General features: G+C 43.8%; 19 protein-coding genes and 1 tRNA gene. 15 read left to right on the forward strand and 5 right to left on the reverse strand.

What is annotated here, in order from left to right; translation table 11 throughout:
* Positions 1 to 7: 7 nt before the first annotated feature.
* Positions 8 to 850 (reverse strand): DNA/RNA non-specific endonuclease, encoded by an 843-nt coding sequence (locus tag KIT51_09705; GenBank protein ID UYN85173.1) that lies wholly within the window; start codon positions 848 to 850, stop codon positions 8 to 10.
* Positions 851 to 891: 41 nt separating this feature from the next.
* On the opposite strand from KIT51_09705, the gene KIT51_09710 reads away from it, so the two are divergent.
* The 5 genes from KIT51_09710 (at position 892) to KIT51_09730 (ending at position 7,007) form a co-directional block, all read left to right on the forward strand.
* A complete protein-coding gene (locus tag KIT51_09710) occupies positions 892 to 1,515 on the forward strand; it encodes a hypothetical protein (protein UYN85174.1) in 624 nt (207 codons plus the stop codon).
* A gap of 23 nt (positions 1,516 to 1,538) precedes the next feature.
* Complete coding sequence (locus tag KIT51_09715) at positions 1,539 to 2,018, forward strand: hypothetical protein (GenBank protein UYN85175.1); 480 nt, start codon at positions 1,539 to 1,541, stop codon at positions 2,016 to 2,018.
* Between the two features lie 32 nt (positions 2,019 to 2,050).
* Entirely contained in the window at positions 2,051 to 2,527 is a 477-nt protein-coding gene (locus KIT51_09720; GenBank protein UYN85176.1) for a hypothetical protein, read from the forward strand.
* Between the two features lie 103 nt (positions 2,528 to 2,630).
* Positions 2,631 to 5,150, forward strand: coding sequence for a PIG-L family deacetylase (locus KIT51_09725; GenBank protein ID UYN85177.1), 2,520 nt, complete (start codon positions 2,631 to 2,633; stop codon positions 5,148 to 5,150).
* Between the two features lie 150 nt (positions 5,151 to 5,300).
* Positions 5,301 to 7,007 (forward strand): sodium:solute symporter, encoded by a 1,707-nt coding sequence (locus tag KIT51_09730; GenBank protein UYN85178.1) that lies wholly within the window; start codon positions 5,301 to 5,303, stop codon positions 7,005 to 7,007.
* Here the strand turns inward: KIT51_09730 and KIT51_09735 are convergent.
* From KIT51_09735 to KIT51_09745, 3 genes are all read right to left on the reverse strand, one after another.
* Positions 7,004 to 7,624: a hypothetical protein gene (locus KIT51_09735; GenBank protein ID UYN85179.1), complete on the reverse strand. Its 621-nt coding sequence runs from the start codon at positions 7,622 to 7,624 to the stop codon at positions 7,004 to 7,006. The two genes, KIT51_09730 and KIT51_09735, sit on opposite strands and share 4 nt — an antisense overlap.
* A 59-nt stretch (positions 7,625 to 7,683) precedes the next feature.
* A complete protein-coding gene (locus KIT51_09740; protein ID UYN85180.1) occupies positions 7,684 to 9,297 on the reverse strand; it encodes a GMC family oxidoreductase in 1,614 nt (537 codons plus the stop codon).
* 62 nt (positions 9,298 to 9,359) lie between these two features.
* Positions 9,360 to 10,247 carry a DUF2911 domain-containing protein gene (locus tag KIT51_09745; GenBank protein ID UYN85181.1) on the reverse strand — a complete coding sequence of 296 codons (888 nt, stop codon included), beginning with the start codon at positions 10,245 to 10,247 and terminating at the stop codon, positions 9,360 to 9,362.
* Positions 10,248 to 10,327: 80 nt separating this feature from the next.
* On the opposite strand from KIT51_09745, the gene KIT51_09750 reads away from it, so the two are divergent.
* Positions 10,328 to 10,939, forward strand: coding sequence for a DNA-3-methyladenine glycosylase (locus KIT51_09750; GenBank protein UYN85182.1), 612 nt, complete (start codon positions 10,328 to 10,330; stop codon positions 10,937 to 10,939).
* A 19-nt stretch (positions 10,940 to 10,958) separates the two neighbouring features.
* The gene (locus tag KIT51_09755) at positions 10,959 to 12,527 is read left to right on the forward strand and encodes an OmpA family protein (protein UYN85183.1); all 1,569 of its coding nucleotides are present in this window, start codon (positions 10,959 to 10,961) and stop codon (positions 12,525 to 12,527) included.
* Positions 12,528 to 12,532: 5 nt separating this feature from the next.
* Here the strand turns inward: KIT51_09755 and ggt are convergent, their stop codons facing one another.
* On the reverse strand, positions 12,533 to 14,224 hold the full coding sequence (ggt, locus tag KIT51_09760) for a gamma-glutamyltransferase (protein UYN85184.1): 1,692 nt from the start codon (positions 14,222 to 14,224) through the stop codon (positions 12,533 to 12,535).
* 64 nt (positions 14,225 to 14,288) lie between these two features.
* Between ggt and KIT51_09765 the strand changes: the two genes are divergently transcribed.
* The 8 genes from KIT51_09765 to KIT51_09800 all read left to right on the forward strand — a co-directional run bounded on the left by KIT51_09765 (position 14,289) and on the right by KIT51_09800 (position 20,883).
* Positions 14,289 to 14,918: a helix-turn-helix transcriptional regulator gene (locus tag KIT51_09765; protein ID UYN85185.1), complete on the forward strand. Its 630-nt coding sequence runs from the start codon at positions 14,289 to 14,291 to the stop codon at positions 14,916 to 14,918.
* Between the two features lie 253 nt (positions 14,919 to 15,171).
* Positions 15,172 to 15,645 carry a DNA starvation/stationary phase protection protein gene (locus KIT51_09770; protein UYN85186.1) on the forward strand — a complete coding sequence of 158 codons (474 nt, stop codon included), beginning with the start codon at positions 15,172 to 15,174 and terminating at the stop codon, positions 15,643 to 15,645.
* A gap of 4 nt (positions 15,646 to 15,649) precedes the next feature.
* Complete coding sequence (locus tag KIT51_09775; GenBank protein UYN85187.1) at positions 15,650 to 15,964, forward strand: phosphoribosylpyrophosphate synthetase; 315 nt, start codon at positions 15,650 to 15,652, stop codon at positions 15,962 to 15,964.
* A gap of 69 nt (positions 15,965 to 16,033) precedes the next feature.
* Positions 16,034 to 16,107: transfer RNA gene (locus tag KIT51_09780), tRNA-Asp, on the forward strand.
* Between the two features lie 113 nt (positions 16,108 to 16,220).
* Positions 16,221 to 17,168, forward strand: coding sequence for an acetyl-CoA carboxylase carboxyltransferase subunit alpha (locus tag KIT51_09785; protein ID UYN85188.1), 948 nt, complete (start codon positions 16,221 to 16,223; stop codon positions 17,166 to 17,168).
* Positions 17,169 to 17,276: 108 nt separating this feature from the next.
* On the forward strand, positions 17,277 to 18,113 hold the full coding sequence (locus tag KIT51_09790) for an MBL fold metallo-hydrolase (GenBank protein UYN85189.1): 837 nt from the start codon (positions 17,277 to 17,279) through the stop codon (positions 18,111 to 18,113).
* A complete protein-coding gene (locus tag KIT51_09795; GenBank protein UYN85190.1) occupies positions 18,110 to 18,883 on the forward strand; it encodes a patatin-like phospholipase family protein in 774 nt (257 codons plus the stop codon). Before KIT51_09790 ends, KIT51_09795 begins: the two co-directional genes overlap by 4 nt.
* Positions 18,884 to 18,885: 2 nt before the next feature.
* On the forward strand, positions 18,886 to 20,883 hold the full coding sequence (locus tag KIT51_09800; GenBank protein ID UYN88552.1) for a urocanate hydratase: 1,998 nt from the start codon (positions 18,886 to 18,888) through the stop codon (positions 20,881 to 20,883).
* Positions 20,884 to 20,905 lie beyond the last annotated feature (22 nt).

Raw genomic sequence — 20,905 nt, forward strand, 5'->3', positions numbered from 1 at the left:
TTTAAAGTTATTTCCAATTCCAACATGTTCTGCAAATGGATTGTTCAAGATTTTTAGCTTCATCATCGGGCAATAATGGAAAGAAATTAATACCGGTAGCACGCTGAACACTGTCGATGCTGATCGCAAAATTTTTGACCGGCAGAGATGAGCCCTCGTTTTTCATAATAAAGCCAATACCTTTTTTTTCATGAGGTTTGTAAACCAAAATTACTTTATAAAATAATTCCGGTACCGATACCTGGTTCGGCCCAATCCTTTGAAGGTTATCGCGTAAAACGGGACCTGTAACAACATAAATGATCGAGTCGGATGCTGCCCACCACCGCACCTGATCTTCCAACCGCTTCCAAACGCCCCGGTTAAAGGAAGGTACTTGTGGGCTAATGTTGCTGAAATAAAATGATTCTTTCATAGCTGTTTCCGACCAACTCATATCGGCAGCAGGAGCAAGATGACCGCGGTCGTAACTGCTTTTGTAATAGTCTTTATCAAGTGCAGTAACTTCTGAAAGTTTGGGGTCGGCAATGAACTTGTCGGTTCGTTCAACTCCTTTTATGGTTTTTTCCCGGGTAAGCTCATAAGCAACCCATTGTGCATTTCTGTGGTGAGTATTGTAAACCAACGTAAAACCCGTGTGTTCAATTAGCTTGTCGCTGTGCGCCAGGAGTGGTAACTCCAACCGACCGGAAAAGCCAACCGGGGCCACCGTACCACTAGTGCTGCTTTCACTTTCATTTGCAGTTTGTGAACTGGACAGTGTAGTTTGGCACGAGCAGATTAAGAGCAAAGCGTATATACTTGCCCCATGCAGCAGAGTGCGTGTTAATAATTTGGTAACCTGTCGCATTTCGGTATTTCGGATATATTGCGCTTTTGATACAGTTATTTGTGGATAGTAAAGCTATAAAATTTACGTCATCAATTGCATGGGCATTTATCGCATCCGTTGGGATCAACATCGGCCTCGGTCAAGATTTATGGGCACAGACCGACACGCTTGTTAATCCGGACAAGCTTGACGAGTGGCGAGCAAGAATTAACCTTCCGAACCGTGGATACCTGGATGTAAATATGTATATCCAATGGTGGAACGTGGTTACGCTAGATTATGCAGGCCTTGAAAATAATCCAAGATATGACATGTTCATCCGCAGGGGCAGGTTGGGAACATCGGGAAGGATTCATCCGAAAGTTTTTTTTAATGCTTCGTTTGCCTATGATGGCGTTGGAAAAGACAGCATCTCCGCTGCTGCGGGCGTGCCTAATGCAGAGGACAACTCTACTTTTTTTCCACGCGATATTTTCATCACGTATGAGTTTCATAAATTATTGAACATTACCACAGGGTATTTCAGGCCACGCGCAGGCAAGGAATCGATCTACAGTTCATCGTTTAACATTTCACAGGAAAAATCTTGGGCGAGTTTCCAGCCCCGCATCCACATGGTGGGCCGGGGCATTGGCCGTGAAACCGGCCTTAATATCGGTGGGCTACTACCCACTACACACTAACCTATTTACAGTCGGGTTATGGTTTGCGAAAAGGAATAAGCCTCGGTGCCAATGCTACTTATCAAAAGGAGACTGAACTTTTCTCTGACAATAGTGTGATGGGTTTCGACATGCAAGTGAATTACGGTCCACTGGATTTTTTGGCCGAGTATAACTGGCTATACCGAAAAAACAGGCTGGATATTTCCAACCATGAATTTATCCCTACTACCGATCGTATGCTGACCCTAAAGGCAGGATGGAATTGGTTACGCGATAATGGCAGGATATGGCAGATTGTTACTATGTATAGCAATGAAATTGTTGATGCCGCTTTTAGCAATCAGGACTTAAATCCATATACCCGAGCGCAAAGTCAGTACCTGTGGGAGGCCGGTGTGAACTACCTGATTATGCGTGATAAGCTTAAACTTGGGCTTCACTATTTCAATGGGAATCGTTATCGGTTTGGCCCTACCGGAAACTATGAATATGTAAATGCCAGTGTTCAGTTCATGATGTAGAAATTCTAAGGTTTATTTTCTATTTTACACCTATGAAATTTCCCTTTTTCCTGGCATTAGCCCTGAGCGTTTTCTTTGAGGATACGGTTCCTTATAAACCCGATGCAGAGTTTGCTATCCGCCTCGATATGAAATTCAAAGTCCGCCCGCAAAGTTCAAGCACCACGGTTAATGTTTCGGAAACCATGGCGGAGTATAAAAAACGTACCAGCAACGACCAGCTTCCATTCCTTACGTTGTTTGTAACAATTAACGAGGTTAAGCTCGGTGAAACGCGTATGCGCATCCTGCGCGATGGAAGGATTATGATGAACAACAAGAAAATTGAATTGGGGAAGGAATTTAAATTAGAGGTTGGCTTTACCGATGATGCCAAGGACCGGGTGTCGGGTTACGAGCATATCATATATTTTGTTACCAGCGATAAGAAGGACGTTAACCGTATTGTCATTTCCATCGACCCTAATGGGGATTACTTCGTGAATGGCCAAAAGCGTGGAAGATTATGAGCCAGGCACCGCTCAAAAGGTTATAAGGCTAATCGTGTAAGCAGGCGGTAATTCTTCCAATCAACTCAACTTTTATCCGTTTATTAGCACAAAATTTTAATGCATGAGAAGCCTGGTGTTTTTGTTTTTTATTTTGCCAACCCTACTTTTTTCACAACCGCATCAACCTAATGCGGCCCAGCTAAAGCTATCCTTAAAAAAACTCAACTTTTTGGGCTCAGCCCTTTATGTTGCGGCTCACCCCGATGATGAAAATACACGCGTAATTGCGTGGCTTGCGAGCGAGCGGATGGCTGCTACCGCTTATCTTTCCATGACACGGGGTGACGGAGGTCAGAATTTGATTGGTCCGGAAATCCGTGATCAATTGGGATTGATCCGTACACAGGAACTTATCACTGCCCGAAAAATTGATGGCGGTGAACAATTCTTTACCCGGGCAAACGACTTTGGATACTCAAAGTCTGCCGATGAAACACTGGTGATTTGGAAAAAAGATGAAATACTTTCTGATGTAGTCAGGGTTTACCGGGCCTTTCAACCTGATGTGGTGATAACGCGTTTCCCACCCGATGAGCGTGCCGGGCACGGCCATCATACAGCTTCCGCTATGCTGGCGCAAGAAGCTTTTGATTTGTCGGGCTTAACTACAGCTTACCCCGATCAATTAACTGCACTTCCGGTTTGGAAACCGATACGTGTGTATACGAACACCGGCAGGTTTTTCAGTAATACGATTGATGAGAACACTCCGGGTGTAACTACACTTAACGTGGGCGGATATAATGCTTTACTGGGTGCTTCCTATGCGGAGATCGCAGCCGCCAGTCGCAGTCAGCATAAAAGCCAGGGGTTTGGTGCTTCAGGCAGAAGGGGAGATGCGCAGGAATTCTTTGAGTTGGCTAAAGGTGCTGCGGCAACCGCTGATATTTTTGATGGCGTGAATACATCATGGAGCCGGGTGAAAGGCGGCAATGCTGTTCAACCACTTGTCGAAAGGGCTATCCGTGAGTTTGATGCGGAGAAACCTTTCCGTTCAATACCGTTGCTGCTGCAAATCCGGAAGGCGATTGATAAAGTTGAGCCCGGTGTATGGAAAGAAAGGAAGTTGCGCGAAGTAGAACAATTAATTAAAGATTGTAGTGGATTTTTTATTGAAGTAGCGGCAGCAACATACTATGCTTCACCTGGACAAAACGTACTATTGAATTACGAAATCATCAATCGGTCGCCAATTGAAGTTGTCGTTCAGCGTTTAAGCTCTACTGACTTAAAATTTGATTCTGCTTTTGCAACACCGTTAAAGAATAATGTACCACTTCTGTTCAAATCAAGAAAAACAATTCACCCTGATAAATCTTATTCTGATCCCTATTGGTTACGTGAACCACATGAACTTGGTCGCTTTACGGTAAGTGATAAATCATTAATCGGTAAACCTGAAAATGATCCGGCTGTAATGGTTGATGTTCAGGTTGCCATCGAGGGTGAAAAACTTGTGTTCACTGTACCGGTTGTGTACAAGTGGACAGATCCGGTTAAAGGTGAACTTTATCGGCCATTTGAAATAGTGCCGCCAGTGTTTGTGAATTTGACTGATCCGGTTTTGATCTTTAAAGATAACTCACCCCGGCAGGTCAATGTGGTGGTAAAGTCATCAACTGATTTGATTAAGGGAGATTTATCGCTGCAACTTCCTGAAGGTTGGCGATCGGAACCATCATCAGTTTCTGTATCATTAAGCAAACAAGGCGAAGAGTCAACGCAATCCTTTACTATTTACCCTGCTTCCCGCGAAATGATCGGAACGGTCAGAGCCGTTATGACTATCGGTAACAAAGATTATGATTATGCACTGCAGACCATTCAGTATGATCACATTCCTGTTCAGACGTTATTGCCTAAAGCAGAAGCCCGGCTTGTACGGGTAGACATTAAACACCAAGGGAACACTATTGGCTATATCAAGGGGGCAGGTGATGACATACCAGTGGCATTGCGCAACATGGGGTATGAAGTAACAGAGTTTAAAAATGGTGAAGTCACCGCGGCAAACCTCGCGAAACTGGATGCGGTAGTGTTGGGTGTCCGGGCATTTAACACCAATGAGCGTCTGCGGTTTTTGATGCCTGAGCTTTTGAATTATGTGAAGAATGGCGGTACACTTGTGGTTCAATACAATACTAATTTTGATTTAGGTTCAATCTATTCCCCATATCCGCTAAAAATATCTCGTGAACGTGTAGCTGAAGAAGATGCTGAAGTGAGGATTCTCAAGCCTGATCATCCGGCTTTAAACTTTCCGAATAAAATTTCCACAGCCGACTTTGAGGGATGGGTACAGGAGCGCGGTTTGTATTTCCCGGATACATGGGATCAGAATTTTGAAACCTTGCTTTCGATGAATGATAAGGGTGAGAAGCCAAAGGACGGAAGTTTACTTATCGCCAAATATGGCGAGGGTTATTATGTTTATACCGGTTTATCATTCTTCCGCGAGTTGCCAGAAGGCGTCCCGGGCGCCTACAAACTTTTTGCTAATCTTGTTTCGCTGGGAAAAAGGCCTGCTGAACAACCAGCGACTTCCAGTAACAGCGCAAAGAAAAACAAGAAGAAAAAGTAACTTGTAATTTCAATATTGAAGTCTAAAATCTTATCTCATGAGTTCAGAAAATCCTCCTGTATTTAAAAAGTGGAGCCACTGGTACGGATTGTTGCTGGGAGCACTCGTGATACAGATTATCCTTTATCTCTGCCTAACCTTTTCCTATTCATGAGTTTGCTGGATTGGATTGTATTGTTCGGCTCAATCCTCGCGATTGTTTCCTATGGTGCGTGGAAAACCCGCGGTAATAAAACCATGGAAAGCTACCTGAAAGGTGATGGCACACTAAAATGGTGGATGATTGGTATTTCCATTATGGCTACACAAGCCAGTGCGATAACGTTTCTTTCAACGCCCGGGCAAGCCATTGAAGATGGTATGCGGTTTCTTCAATTCTATTTTGGATTGCCTATAGCCATGATTATCATTTCGGTAACCTTTGTGCCGATCTATTATAAGTTAAATGTTCTTACGGCATACGAATACCTTGAATCGAGATTTGACCTCAAGACCCGCTCACTAACAGCCGGTTTGTTTTTACTCCTCCGTGGTCTTTCGGCAGGCATTACCATTTTTGCGCCATCACTTGTGCTGTCAACCATTTTAGGTTGGCCGATTACGGCTACAACCTTATTGATTGGTGCAATGGTTATCATTTACAGTGTTTCGGGCGGATCGCGGGCGGTAAGTTTAACGCAGCGCATGCAACTTTCGGTAGTAATGGGTGGGATGATATTGGCGGGTATCCTGGCGTTTACATTATTACCTGATCATATTTCTTTTTCTGATACTGTTAACCTGGCAGGCGAGTTGGGTAAACTTAATCTTGTAGATCTGGAGTTCAATCCGAATGAGCGTTATAATATCTGGTCGGGGTTAATTGCGGGCACATTCTTATTCTTATCGTATTTCGGAACGGACCAATCGCAGGTTGGTCGTTACCTCGGTGGAAAGTCAATTGCGGAAAGCCGGTTGGGATTGATTTTTAACGGATTACTAAAAATTCCCATGCAGTTTGTTATTCTTTTTATCGGGGTTTTGGTTTTTGTCTTTTACTTATTTAACCAACCCCCGGTTTTTCATAATCAGGTTTTGAAGAATCGCGTTGTTGAAACTGCGCAAGGTGATAACCTGCGTGCATTGGAACAGGAGTATGACCAATTGTATGCCGAAAAACGTGTAGCGGTTGACCAACTTGTGCAGGCTATTCAGGCTGAAGATGAATTGGCAATCAAAACATCACGCGAGGCGGTGCTAAGTTTTGGCTTGAAAGAAAAGTCGATACGCGATTCGGTTAAAGCTACCATTAAAGAGGCAATTCCTTTGGCCAAAACCCAGGATCGTGATTACATCTTTTTAAATTTTGTGCTCAGTAATCTGCCGCATGGAATTATTGGTTTGTTGCTGGCGGTGATGTTTCTGGCAGCGATGTCCTCCATGGCAGGGGAGTTGAGTGCTTTATCCTCCACTACGGCTTCCGATATTTACAGGCGCTCCATAAATAGAAATGCATCACCCGAACATTACCTTAAAGCTTCACGAGGGTTTACCATTATTTGGGCTTTACTGGCTATGGTATTTGCTATGCTGGCCAGCTTTGCTGAAAACCTAATCCAGTTTGTGAATATTGTTGGGTCACTTTTTTACGGAACTATTCTGGGAATTTTTCTAACTGCCTTTTATGTAAAGCGTGTTCAGGGCACGGCTGTTTTCTGGGCTGCGCTATTGGCAGAAGTGGTCGTGTTGTATTGCTACTTTTTTACCGACCTGGCATTTTTATTATATAATATTATAGGTTGCGTGATTGTTGTGGTTGGAGCAATTCTGCTTCAGGGCATTATCAGCACGAAAAGCACACCGAAGTGCTGGTTTTAGCTGGAGCTTTCCAGGTTCCGGTACAGGTTATCATACTGGGGAACATGCTCAGTATAAACGAATGGCTCGGTTGGATTGTCAAGATCGACCTTGTATCGTACAATTTTGGAATTCAGTTTCCAGAGCAGTTCGTATTTCCTGAATGCTTTGTTGATTACTTTCTTATCCTTATCCGTTACAACAATTTCTTCTTGCGATAGCAATTCCTTGGTGGGTTCATCCAACGGAACGATTTTGAAGTTTCCATACTCGGCCATTAATCGTGCGCCAATATCTTTCGTCATGACGAATTTTGTCTTGCAATGATCCCCATCCAGGTAATACAGCACAACCGTACTCACGGGAGTATCGAAAATTGTTGAATTTGAATGCTGGATAACAAAGAATTCGGCCCTGTCCTGAAAAAATTTACCAAACAGGTAATCGTCAAGGAAAGGTCGTTCTTGTTCAAACGACTCGTTGAGTGTAAGTACTTTTAAGTCCTGCGGTAAGCGTTGCGGTTCAGGTAAATCAATTTTTGCTGATGTCTCTTCGGTTGACTGACGCGTTCTTTCTACACGCTGGCAGGAAAGTAAGCCGCAAAGAGCAATTAATAAAAGCAATTTGACGTTAATCATTGGTTAAAGGTAGAGCAACTTTTTGTGAAATTCCAATTCATAGTCGTGTCTATGTAGGTTTATCTTTCGGCTAGTTGTTGATCTAATGATTTTACAGGATTACCCGTGTTTGAAGGAATATGACTCATTGCATATTCGCTCAATGCCGTGATGGTAAGCGATGGATTTACCCCCAGGTTACACGGAACTATCGAGCCATCCAGAATGTAAAAGTTTTTGTAACCATGGACTTCGAAGCGTTCATTAACAACACCTTCTTTTACTGATTTACCCATCGGACATCCGCCTAAAATATGTGCTGTTGAAGCCAGACCAAACATGATTTCACTGAATGCATTCTGTGGCACGCCATTTACTTTAGCGGCATACTTGTATAACGCTTCCTGGCCAATCGGTATATAGCTGGGTACTTTATTGCCACTGCTATTCTTGAAGGCAAGTGAATGACCAAATAGCCCTCGCTTTAGTTTCATCTGCATAGCATTGGGTAACGATTGCATGATGAGGAAAACAATGGAGTTACGCGCAGTATTGGTTTGAAATAGGGAGCGGAGAAAATCCCACGGATGAAGAATGCAATTACCTATCATTTTTAAGGTGCGAACAACAGGATGGCCATTTCCTGCCGCCATAGTGGCCAGGCGAATCATAGCTCCCGATTTGTCTGGAAATTTACAAAGCTCTATGTGCGTATGCTCATCCGGGTTAAATACTGAACTGATGGCCAAGCCATGATTTAATTTTCGGTCGGCTGCTACTACACCCGATAGCATTTCGGAATTGGTCAGCAGGTTATCACCCAGTTTATCGGAAAGCAGGGGAAGGGTTTTGTAGACATGTTTCTGTTTCAGTAGCAAGTCAAGAGTACCTAACACTCCACCACTTACTACAACACCCTTTGCTGTGAATGTTGATTTCTTTTTTTTCCAGAAACCTGTACTGGATTGTGTATGCACCCGGTACGATTGGTCGGCTAGGACTTCAATTTTAGTTGTTTTTGTTTCTGCCAGCACTTTGGCACCAAACAAATTCTCAGCAAACCAGAGATAATTTTTATCCAATGTATTTTTAGCATTGTACCGGCAACCAACCATACAACCTGCACACTCTGTACACCCTTTACGCAATGGCCCCAAACCTTTGAAATATGGATCAACTTCTTTTTTTGAGTCCCCCAGGTAAACACCCACATAATCCACTCGTCCGTAGGTTGATTCCCTGCCCATTTCTTTTGCAACATCTTTTAAAACCAGGTCCTCGGTATTTTCCTTTTCATACTTTTCACTGCCCAGCATAAAAAGTGCTTTGTTGTAAAACGGAGCGAGTATGCTTTTCCAGTCTTTAAGGCCAGACCAGATCGGGTTTTTAAAAAATGCATCAGGAGGCATCATGTGCGTGTTGGCATACACTAGTGAACCACCGCCAACCCCAACACCGCTTAAAATAAATACCTCTTTAAAAAAGCTCAACCGTAAAAAACCAAACCAACGTAAAAATGGAAGCCACAAATATTTTTTCAGGTTCCAGTTGGATTTAGGGAAGTCCTTGGCCGACCAACGCTTGCCCTTTTCAATTACCAAAACTTTATAACCTTTTTCGGCCAGGCGCATAGCCGAAACGGAGCCTCCAAAACCGGAGCCAATAACAATGTAGTCGAAGTGAGAATCAGCCATTTTACAAGTAAACAAAAAAGGCAGCCGGTTAGACTGCCTTCTTGAATATTTATTTGACCGGTTTACTTTTTCTTAGCCGGAGTCTTTGGCATCTCGGCATTGATTTTCGCAATCAGGTCTTCGTTTAGTTTAACATAACCAAAATCACTTGGCGCTGCCTTAGCTTTATCCATAGAAAGTTGGGCTGTGGCCAATGCGCCCTTATAGTCGCCTAAAGCATGTTGAATTTTTGCTTTGGTGTGAATGTTCCAAAAGGCATTTGGATTGCCGGTGTCGATTCCTATGGTTATCCATTCCAATGCTTTCTTCAAATCTTTGCCGGTTTCAAAGTAATAGTTGGCAGCTGCTATGTAATTACCTGGATTTACCTTGGTGCCTGCTTCAATGGCTTTCATCACCTTGGCATCGTAGTCCACTGTAATACCAAATTTCACCGATGTGTTTTCCCAGGCTACCTGAATGTTGGCTTTGGTGTTGTCATCGGAAACATCCGTGATGTTTACGGTAAAGGTTTCTATGCGCTCGCTTAGCCTTTCAGGCTTCACAGTAAAACGTGCAGCGTCTTTAGACTTGTCGTAGGCTGCTGTGTTACCACCCATGGCCACATCACTGTAGAGGATTACTGTCCACTCACTGGCACCGGGGATGGTAAGGAGGAGGTAGTCACCCTTTTTAACGTCTTTTCCGTCAACTTTCACATCATCCGAAAAACTGATCACCGTACCTTGGTTGGCACCGGTTCTCCAGAGTTCTCCATAAGGCACCAGGAAGTCGCTGCCTGATCCGTAAATCTTTCTGCCCTTCATTTTAGGGCGCGCGTAGGTTACTTTAACATCCGTTAAACCAACAACGGTACTTACGGTAGCAGCCGGGCTTGCAGCAGGGGTTTGTATCTGGGCTTCAACAGCCAGGCAAGCCACCACTAATAAAAGGGGCAATACTTTTTTCATAGCACTCATTTTTAATAAGGGTTAAATCGTTTGAGGGAAGCAAAAATAGTGATTCTTTTGGTTTAAGAAAGGTTGATCGTATGAAGCTTGAACCATCCTTTTATACACGAAAAAATGTTGTTTCCGTGGCGAGATCCCTGATCGGAAAACTTCTCGTCACAACCAACGATGGTTCACAAACAAGTGGCATAATCGTTGAAACTGAGGCTTATTCGTGGAAGGAGCGGGGTTGCCACGCGTATGGCGGAAGAAAAACAGCTCGCAATGAAGTTATGTTTGAGGAAGGAGGAAGAGCGTACGTATACCTGTGTTATGGCGTGCATAACCTGTTTAATGTTGTTACCAATCAACGCGGTGTGGCGGATGCTGTATTGGTCCGTGCTATTGAGCCCGTAACCGGAGTGGAGGAGATGTATAGGCGCAGGGGGCAGGTAAGTCTTTATCAACTTACCTCCGGGCCGGGTAAATTGACCCGTGCATTAGGCATTGATCGCACCTATAATGGCAAAGGCTTATATGATGATGATGTTTGGATAGAAGATATCGGCATGAAGATCAACTCAAAGTATATTGAAGCAGGTAAACGTATTGGCATTGATTATGCAGGTGCCGATGCTAACTTGCCCTGGCGTTTTTGGGTGAGGGGGAATAAGTGGGTGAGCAGGATTCAAAATTTAAGATTTAAGATTTAAGATTTAAGGTGTGGTATTCATGAATAGGTTTTTTGGTTTTGTACTTTTCTGTTTAAGTTTTTCCGGGTTAGCACAATCGGCTTTTTCTCCATCTTCATTTTCGCTGGTTAATTCAGCTTTTGATGAGCAGAATCCTGTGATTAGTCCTGATGGTAAGACACTTTTTTTCACCCGAGGCAACCATCCTGAAAACATTGATGGAAAACGAGACCCTGGTGATATCTGGTTTTCGGTATGGATAGGCGATGGCTGGTCGGCTCCGGTGCATGCTGGCCCTGTGTTAAACAACCGTGGCTATAATGGCGTTGCCGGCTTCTCTAATGACGGGAGCCGGATGTTTTTGTTAAGCCATTATGATCCATCAGGGCTGGCACGTACGCAGGGAATTTCGGTTTCCACAAAAACTGGATCAGGGTGGTCAAGGCCTGAGAATATTTTTATTCCATACTTTCAAAACAAGTCTTCCTTACAGAGTGGCCATGTAGCAGCAGATGGAAGTTTGTTTGTTTATTCCGCAGAAACCTATGGCTCATATGGTGTAGAGGATTTGTACATCTCCGTACGCGGTGCCGATGGAAAATGGTCGGAGCCACGAAATCTTGGTGCAACAATCAACACCCAGTTTCAGGAACTTAGTCCGTCATTAAGCGAAGATGGCAGCATATTGTATTTTTCAAGTAATGGAAGAAGAGGGTTGGGTAGTTTCGATGTGTATTATAGCAAGCGCCTGGATGATTCTTTTTTACGTTGGTCCGAACCGGTAAACATCAATACCCCGATCAATTCAGAAGGCCGGGAATTATTTTTTCGAGCCTACGATTCGTTTGGATATTCCTTATACACCAGTACCAAGAATAGTGATGGCTATGGCGACATTCGTTACTACATTCCTGAACCAAAAGACAGTACAGTAATTTTAGTGGTCGTTCCGGATACGGTCATCAAAATGAGGGAGAAAAAATATGATGTACTTGCTGAAAATGAAATCCGCATCTTTGGAAAAGTATACGATGCTATCAACGATTCTCCTGTTCGTGCGAATTTGAAATTCACGGGTTCAGGAAAAGCATTTTCTTCACAAGCTCAGGGAGCACAGGGTTATTCTATAAACGTAATTTCTACAGAATCCTACTCACTGGAGGTTATTGCCGATGGGTACATCAGTTCATTGGAAAAACTTGATCTGCATACACTTGAGTTACGCGAGCTTGAAATGAATTTCAGGCTTCAGCCCATTGCCATTGGTGCCACAGTAAACCTGAAGAGTGTGTTGTTTGTACAAAGTAAACCCGCCTTGCTTCCGGATTCTTATCAGGAACTTGATTTGGTGGTAGCTTTTATGCAGACTAACCCAACGGTTGAAATTGAACTGGCAGGTCATACCGATAGTCGGGGATCATTTCGGCAACTTATGGAACTTTCTCAACAGCGGGTTAACCGGGTAAAAGATTATCTTGTTTCAAAAGGCATTGATAAAAAAAGAATTACCGGCAAGGGCTATGGCGGAAGCAAACCTGTGGCCAGTAACGATACCGAGGAAGGCAGGGTACTTAACCGCAGGGTGGAATTTATTATCAAGAAGAAATAAACTTTCTAGAAACCCGCTGCCTTATCATCGCCTCGTGGATCTGCTCCACCTTCTAGTTTTCCATCGGGTAATACCAGAATAGCGTCAACCCGGCCAATTGCTTTGCGCGATTTGAACGAATGCCCCATCGAAACCAATTTCAGACTATCCTTTTCTGAAAAGGTTTTGTACTCAGGAGCAATTTCATCCGGATACCACTGACTGTGTATCCGTTTAGCATTAACGGCTTCCTGCATGCCCATGCCATGCTCAATCACATTAAGAATAACCTGAAATACTGAGGTAATGATGGTACTTCCGCCAGGTGTTCCAACAACCATGAATAGCTTACCGTCTTTTTCAACAATGGTGGGTGTCATCGCGCTGAGCATGCGTTTATTAGGTTCTACTTTATTTGCTTCACCACCCAACACGCCAAACATGTTGGGTACACCGGGCTTGGCACTAAAGTCGTCCATTTCATTATTCAGGAAAAATCCTGAACCGGCCACCACCACATAATTGCCAAACCAGCCGTTAATAGTTGTGGTTACTGCAACAGCATTGCCATACTTATCAACTACTGAGAGATGAGTGGTCTCTTCTGATTCGTATCCTTCAATTAGGCCTGGTTTAACTTCTGTGCTGGGTGTGGCTTTCTTTGGATCATAGGATTGCATCCTGCTTTTGTTGTATTCGGCATCAATCATTTGCTGAACAGGCACTTCGTAAAAATCCGGGTCGCCCAGGTATTTGGATCGGTCGGCATAAACCCTGCGTTCTGCTTCCACCATCAGGTGAACGGTTTCGGGGCTATTGAAGCCCCATTGGCTGATGGGGTAGGGTTCAACTGATTTTAATAGCTGAACAAGACATACCCCGCCACTGGATGAGGGAGGCATGGAAATGATCTTGTAGTTTTTATAAGACGCAGTTACCGGCTCGCGCCAGGTAGATGAATAATTTTTTAAGTCTGCAGCAGTGATCAATCCTTTGCCACGTTTCATTTCCGCAATAATATCATCGGCTGTTTTTCCTTCGTAAAATCCCGCCCGTCCGTTGTCGCGTATGCGCTCGAGTGTTTTTCCCAAGTCCTTCCAGTAAATGGTGTCACCGGCACGCCATGTTTCGCGAAGAAGGAAATCAGGTTTAACCGTATTGTACTTCAATAATCGCTCTTGTAGTTCATTCAACCATTTTGCTTCCCGCTCAGTTAACGGAAAACCATTCTGTGCAAGATCAATGGCCGGCTGTACCAGTTCTGCCCAAGGTAACGACCCGTATTTTTTATGCGACTCCACCATGCCGTCCACTGAACCGGGAACGCCACACGCCAGGTGGCCGGCCGTGCTCAGGTTTTCAATTACGTTACCCTCTTTATCTAAATACATATGTGTAGTTGCGCCAGCCGGTGCTTTTTCACGGTAATCCAATGCCGCCACCTCACCATTTTTCAGTCGTACCACCATAAACCCACCGCCACCAATATTTCCGGCAGCTGGAAACACCACAGCCAAGGCTAGTTGTGTAGCAATGGCCGCATCCACTGCATTGCCTCCCTTTTTCAAAATTTCCAATCCAACTTTCGAAGCCAAGGGGTGAGCGGACACCACCATGGCCGAATCGGCAACCAGGCCTCTTAATGGCTCGCGACCTATCTCGGGTTTACATGCAGCGACTGCGACAACAATTAAAAGCAGGATTGTACGCTTTAGCATAAATATATTGGTTACGTTTTCTTAAATGTATTAATTAAATACCAACTTAAGTAAAGTTTAGCTGATGAGTTTACGAAAGGAAAAAGCTGCCCGCTTAAAGGTCCATATACTGGACAATACATTGAAGTTGATTGGCAAACGACCGTTTGAAGACTTATACGTAGATGATCTTTGTGCCCGTGTAAAAGTAAGTAAGGTTACTTTCTTCAAGTACTTTCCGCAAAAAGAAGATTTGTTGTTGTACTATTTCAGGGTTTGGTGCCTCGACAGGGCCGTGGAACTATTGGCCAAACCTAAAGAAGGACTGCAAGGCATCTATTACCTGAGCGATAAACTTAGTGAAGAGTGCGAAAAGCACCCAGGCATGATGCTTAGCTTGTTAGGTTACCTGGCCGATGCCAAACGGTCGCTAAAACCGTTTCCGGTTAAGGCTGAAGAGAAAGCTATTTTGTACCCGCAAATTAACACGATTCAATCATTGGAGATCCATTCCCTGGATCAGATGTTGGAGAAGTTTACGCTGGAAGCAATTTTCAGGCGTGAGTTTACCAAGTCATCATCAACAAGGGATATAACAAATTTGCTGTTGACGACCTTACTCGGCTCTATTGTTGCCGGTCATATCAATCAAATTAGCCCGCTTAAATTTTTCTTTCGAAAGAACCTTGACCTGATATTGAAAGGGCTTCAGTGATCATCCCCTCATTTTCACCTTTTTAACGCCCTGTTTTTCGGGTTGTATTTTTATTCGCCCCACTTGCCACTTCCTTTTATACACATGGTTTTTATACCAGGTATGATGGTACCTGGGTTTTACCGCTTTGGCACTGCTTGCCGATGGGCTGCAGGAAGAAAAAATAATAAAGAACAAAAGTGCCGGGAGGACGATTTTTTTCATGGTCAATTATGTTCTAAAAATAGTATTTTTAATTAAACACCTATTTGTTATGACCAAGACAAATCAAATTGGATTAGCCGCACAGGATATGCAGCTTTTGGCCAACGCGCTAAACGACCTGTTGGCAAACTACCAGATCTTTTATATGAACGCCCGGGCCTTTCACTGGAACATAAAAGGGGAGAAGTTTTTTGAACTGCACCTTAAATTTGAAGAAATTTATACCGATGCCCTGGTGAAGGTTGATGAAATAGCCGAGCGCATCTTAACCTTGGGTTACACACCTTTGCATACTTTTTCGGATTATATCCAACAATCGGAAATCAAAGAACATAAAAACATATCCGATGGCTTTAAGGCGGTTCAGGCAATAGTGGATGGCTATAAAGTATTACTCTTTAAGGAGCGTACACTATTGAGAATGTCAAGTGATGCAGATGATGAAGGCACCAATGCATTGATGAGCGATTATATTCGCGAACAGGAAAAACTGGTTTGGATGTATACTTCATTTTTGAAATAACACAATGAAGACGTACGATTCACTGGCCGGTGCAATAAAGGCCCGTCAGCAGCAAGGTTACGTACAGGATTTCAACCTGCACCCTGAATGGATTGAGTGCCCTTCGCTTAAGGTAAGGTTGGCACCGGAAGAATTTCATGTGGATGAAGTCCATCGTTTTGAAGGGATGACAAACCCGGATGACAGCGCAATACTTTTTGCTATTTCATCTACAACAGGCATGAAAGGTTTACTGGTTGATGCCTACGGTGTATATGCCGATGCATTAAGCCCGGTTATGGTTCGTAAGCTTACTATAGATGACCAAACCCATGGATAAGCCCGGCAATTTTCTAACACTAATTTTTGGAGAAACCATTGGCAAAGCTATCTTTGCACACTCTTTTAAGGACCGGTAGTTCAGCTGGTTAGAATGCCTGCCTGTCACGCAGGAGGTCGCGGGTTCGAGTCCCGTCCGGTCCGCTTAAAACCCTGTAAATCAAAAATTTACAGGGTTTTTTGTTTATGTACTTTTAGGTTAGTTTCGTTCTCTAATTCGGTATTACTGCTAACTTTGTCCCCTAAGATTTTATGCTATGCTGCTTGAATTTGAAAAACCTATTGCAGAACTGGAGGCCAAGTTAAATGATATGAAGCAATTGGCAGGTGATAATGACAAATCGGTAAACAATGCCATTCAGGCCTTAGAAAAAAAAATACTCGACCTTAAAAAGGAAACCTTTGAAAACCTTACCGGGTGGCAGCGGGTACAGCTTTCCCGTCATCCCGATAGGCCGTATACCTTAGACTACATTTATTCCATTACTACCGATTTTATTGAATTGCATGGCGACCGGAATGTTTCGGATGACAAAGCCATGGTGGGTGGCTTTGGCACAATCGATGGCCATACATTTATGTTGATCGGTCAGCAAAAAGGCAGGAATACCAAGCAGCGCCAAATCAGGAATTTTGGTATGGCCAACCCTGAAGGCTACCGCAAAGCCTTACGGCTTATGCGGATGGCTGAGAAGTTTAACAAGCCCATTATAACTTTTATTGATACCCCAGGGGCTTTCCCGGGCCTTGAAGCCGAGGAACGCGGACAAGGTGAAGCAATAGCCCGTAACCTGAAAGAAATGTTCACCCTTAAGGTACCCGTAATTTGTATTATTATTGGTGAAGGTGCTTCGGGTGGTGCACTGGGCATTGGTATTGGCGATCGCGTATACATGTTGGAGAATACCTGGTATTCCGTTATCTCGCCCGAATCATGTTCCTCCATTTTGTGGAGAAGTTGGGACTATAAAGAACAGGCTGCGGAAGTTTTAAAACTTACCGCTAAAGATATGCTGCAATTAAAAATGATTGATGGCATAATTAAGGAACCCTTGGGCGGGGCGCATACCGATGTTAAGTGGATGGCCGAAGAAATTAAAAAAATTATCCTTACAGCTACGAAAGAATTAAACAAGCTTCCGGCAGACCAACGCATTCAGCAACGCATTGATAAGTTTTGTGCGATGGGTGTTGTTAAGGAATGATTGTTAAAAATGCCTTAAGCTTCAAGCTTTTAGCTACAGGTTGTAGCTTACGGCTTGAAGCTTTTATTTTTATAAGATTTTTTAACATCATACTGATCGTGTAGAAAGATGAACCTTCATGTAATCCATACCGGATATTTTAAACTTGATGGCGGAGCTATGTTCGGTGTAGTCCCGAAGTCCATCTGGCAAAAAACAAATCCACCCGATGCCAACAATATGTGTGCATGGGCCATGCGCTGTTTACTTATTGAAGATGGCGACCAGTTGATCTTAATCGATAATGGTATAGGAGATAAACAAAATGAAAAATTCTTTAGTCATTACTACCTGCATGGCGATGAGTCGCTGATGAAATCAATCCATCAGGCTGGGTTCTCTGCTAATGACATCACCGATATGTTCCATACCCACCTCCACTTCGATCATTGTGGAGGAGGTGTGGAACGGATAAATGATAAATTTAAACTTACATTCCCCAAGGCACGCTATTGGTCAAATGCCGATCATTGGAAATGGGCTACCGAACCGAATGCACGCGAGAAGGCAAGTTTTCTTACAGAGAATATTTTGCCCATCAAAGAAAGCGGTCAGTTGGAGTTTGTTGACCAACACAACGAATCACCTTTTTCTCAATTTGATATTTTCTTCGCCTCCGGCCATACGGATAAAATGATGATCCCTATGATTCGTTATAAAGGAAAAACCATTTGCTATATGGCAGATCTGCTTCCTTCTGTTGGCCATTTACCATTACCTTATGTAATGGGTTATGATACACGACCGTTAATAACCCTTGAAGAAAAGAACAAATTTCTTCAGGAAGCAGCCGATTACGGTTATGTTTTATTTTTTGAACATGACCCGGTAAATGAATGCTGTACGGTTAGGCATACCGGTAAAGGAGTACGTGTTGATCAGGTATTTAAGCTTGCAGAATTATGAAGATAGGGCTGGCATTATCGGGAGGAGGAGCAAGGGGAATGGCTCACTTGGGTGTGATCAAAGCCTTGGAAGAATTTGGTCTTCGGTTTTATGAGGTATCGGGTACCAGTGCCGGAGCTATTGCCGGAGCGTTTTATTGCTACGGTTATACGCCCGATGAAACGCTGAGCCTTATCAGTCAGATGGGTTTTCTAAACTCCGTGCGGCCTGCCTGGGCGTGGACCGGTTTACTGAGCATGGACGGTTTTAAAGACATGATGCTTCGTTGCATGCCCGAAAATGATTTCGGCACGCTTAAAATTCCGCTTACCGTTGCCGCTACCGAAATACGCCTGGCTAAGATTGTCTACTTTAATGAAGGGGAGCTTATCCCGGCAGTGATTGCTTCATCCAGCATCCCAGCGTTGTTTAATCCGGTTCAGCAAAAGGATAATTTCTATGTGGATGGTGGCATTATGGATAATCTTCCCGTCAGGCCCCTTGTAGGCAAGTGCGACATGATTATTGGAAGCCATTGCAACCCGGTGCAACAACGGTTCGACCTGGGCAGCGTAAAAGATATAACCGAACGCAGTTTGCTCATTGCAATAAACGTTAATACGACCATTAGTAAAACACATTGTACATACGTTATTGAACCACCCGATTTAGGCAAGTTCAATACGTTCGACCTCGCGAAGGGTAAAGAAATTTTTGATATTGGCTATAAGTATACAAAGGCCAACTACAAAGCCATCGATTTTCAGATTAACGAAACACTTAAACATTGATGCTGGATTTTAAAGCACAGATACTACAGGGCATTCCGGATAAGTTACCCCCTGTTCGGGACTATGACACTTCAGCAAATCACGCGCCCAAACGAAAGGACATTCTCACTCAGGAAGAAAAGAAGTTAGCGGTACGCAATGCCTTACGGTATTTTCATCCCAAGCATCATGAAGTTTTAGCCCGGGAGTTTTATCAGGAACTGATTCAATATGGACGAATCTATATGTACAGGTTTCGTCCGCATTATGAAATGTATGCTCGTCCCTTAAGTGACTATCCGTTTCAATCACAACAGGCCGGAGCAATCATGCTTATGATCCAGAACAATCTTGATCCGGCTGTGGCACAACATCCGCATGAGTTGATTACCTATGGTGGCAATGGGGCCGTGTTTCAAAACTGGGCACAATACTTATTAACCATGAGGTACCTCGCCACCATGACGGACGAGCAAACGCTCCATGTGTATTCCGGTCATCCCATGGGTTTGTTTCCATCTTCAAAAGATGCACCTCGGGTTGTTGTTACCACTGGTATGATGATACCCAATTATTCGAAACAGGATGATTGGGAACGCTACAATGCTTTAGGCGTTACACAATACGGACAGATGACTGCAGGCTCATACATGTATATTGGTCCGCAAGGAATAGTGCACGGCACCACCATTGCAGTTTTGAATGCGGGAAGAATGATTGCCAAATCCGGTGAAAGCCTTGCAGGAAAACTGTTTGTTACATCGGGTTTGGGAGGTATGAGCGGAGCACAACCAAAAGCAGGAAACATTGCCGGTTGTATCACAGTGATTGCTGAGGTAAATGATAAGGCCACCGAAAAGCGCCATGCACAAGGTTGGGTTGATGAGGTGACTGAAAATCTTGATGAATTGGTCATCCGTGTGCGCAAAGCAAAGGAAAATGAAGAAGTAGTTTCCATTGCCTATCGGGGAAACATTGTAGACGTTTGGGAGAAGTTTGATGAGGAAAATATTTATATCGATTTAGGCTCCGATCAAACCTCCTTGCATAATCCCTGGGCGGGTGGATATTATCCGGTAGGACTGAGTTTCAATGAAGCCAATACGATGATGGCAGAAAATCCAGAGAAGTTTAAAGAGTGCGTTCAGCAATCCTTACGCAGACATGCCGATGCCATTAACAAGCATACGAAGAAAGGAACCTACTTCTTTGATTATGGGAATGCTTTTTTGCTTGAGGCTTCACGTGCCGGTGCAGATGTAATGGCTTCGGATGGAATAAATTTCAGGTATCCATCCTATGTTCAGGACATTATGGGACCTATGTGTTTTGATTATGGTTTTGGTCCGTTCAGGTGGGTATGTACCTCGGGTAAGGATGCTGATCTTGACTACACCGATAAACTTGCAAAGGAGACCCTGGAAGAAATTTTAAAAACAGCTCCCCGTGAAATCCAACCGCAGTTAACCGATAACTTAAATTGGATCAGCCAGGCCAAGCAAAATAAGTTAGTGGTAGGCTCTAAGGCGCGTATTCTTTATGCCGATGCTGCAGGAAGGATTAAGATAGCGGAAGTATTCAACAAAGCCGTTGCAGAAGGAAAGATCGGGCCGGTTGTTTTAGGTCGCGATCATCATGATGTTTCCGGAACCGACAGTCCGTTCCGCGAAACATCCAACATTTATGATGGATCAAAATTTACAGCCGACATGTCCATCCACAACGTTATTGGTGATGCATTCAGGGGAGCCACCTGGGTGTCCATACACAACGGTGGGGGCGTAGGTTGGGGCGAGGTTATCAATGGCGGTTTTGGTTTGGTGTTGGATGGAAGTGAAGATGCAGCAAGGAAGCTGCGAAACATGCTGTACTTTGATGTTAATAACGGTATTGCCCGCAGGGCTTGGGCTGGTAATGAGCATGCATTAACGACTATTCAGCTTGAAAATCAGAGTTTTAGTGGCCTTCAAGCCACTTTGCCCTACCCGGTTGATAAAAATCTTCTAAATCATATAGTTTAGTGGAGAATTGGTATAAATGTTG

The sequence above is a fragment of the Cyclobacteriaceae bacterium genome (genome assembly GCA_025808415.1).
Classification (GTDB): Bacteria; Bacteroidota; Bacteroidia; order Cytophagales; family Cyclobacteriaceae; genus UBA2336.

Coding starts and splice junctions, on each gene's coding strand:
- KIT51_09770 (UYN85186.1), top strand. CDS start 15,172: ATGACCAAGACAAATCAAATTGGATTAGCCGCACAGGATATGCAGCTT.
- KIT51_09735 (UYN85179.1), bottom strand. CDS start 7,624: ATGATTAACGTCAAATTGCTTTTATTAATTGCTCTTTGCGGCTTACTT.
- KIT51_09750 (UYN85182.1), top strand. CDS start 10,328: ATGAAGCTTGAACCATCCTTTTATACACGAAAAAATGTTGTTTCCGTG.
- KIT51_09790 (UYN85189.1), top strand. CDS start 17,277: ATGAACCTTCATGTAATCCATACCGGATATTTTAAACTTGATGGCGGA.
- KIT51_09765 (UYN85185.1), top strand. CDS start 14,289: ATGAGTTTACGAAAGGAAAAAGCTGCCCGCTTAAAGGTCCATATACTG.
- KIT51_09745 (UYN85181.1), bottom strand. CDS start 10,247: ATGAAAAAAGTATTGCCCCTTTTATTAGTGGTGGCTTGCCTGGCTGTT.
- KIT51_09725 (UYN85177.1), top strand. CDS start 2,631: ATGAGAAGCCTGGTGTTTTTGTTTTTTATTTTGCCAACCCTACTTTTT.
- KIT51_09730 (UYN85178.1), top strand. CDS start 5,301: ATGAGTTTGCTGGATTGGATTGTATTGTTCGGCTCAATCCTCGCGATT.
- ggt (UYN85184.1), bottom strand. CDS start 14,224: ATGCTAAAGCGTACAATCCTGCTTTTAATTGTTGTCGCAGTCGCTGCA.
- KIT51_09720 (UYN85176.1), top strand. CDS start 2,051: ATGAAATTTCCCTTTTTCCTGGCATTAGCCCTGAGCGTTTTCTTTGAG.
- KIT51_09795 (UYN85190.1), top strand. CDS start 18,110: ATGAAGATAGGGCTGGCATTATCGGGAGGAGGAGCAAGGGGAATGGCT.
- KIT51_09755 (UYN85183.1), top strand. CDS start 10,959: ATGAATAGGTTTTTTGGTTTTGTACTTTTCTGTTTAAGTTTTTCCGGG.
- KIT51_09740 (UYN85180.1), bottom strand. CDS start 9,297: ATGGCTGATTCTCACTTCGACTACATTGTTATTGGCTCCGGTTTTGGA.
- KIT51_09785 (UYN85188.1), top strand. CDS start 16,221: ATGCTGCTTGAATTTGAAAAACCTATTGCAGAACTGGAGGCCAAGTTA.
- KIT51_09705 (UYN85173.1), bottom strand. CDS start 850: ATGCGACAGGTTACCAAATTATTAACACGCACTCTGCTGCATGGGGCA.
- KIT51_09775 (UYN85187.1), top strand. CDS start 15,650: ATGAAGACGTACGATTCACTGGCCGGTGCAATAAAGGCCCGTCAGCAG.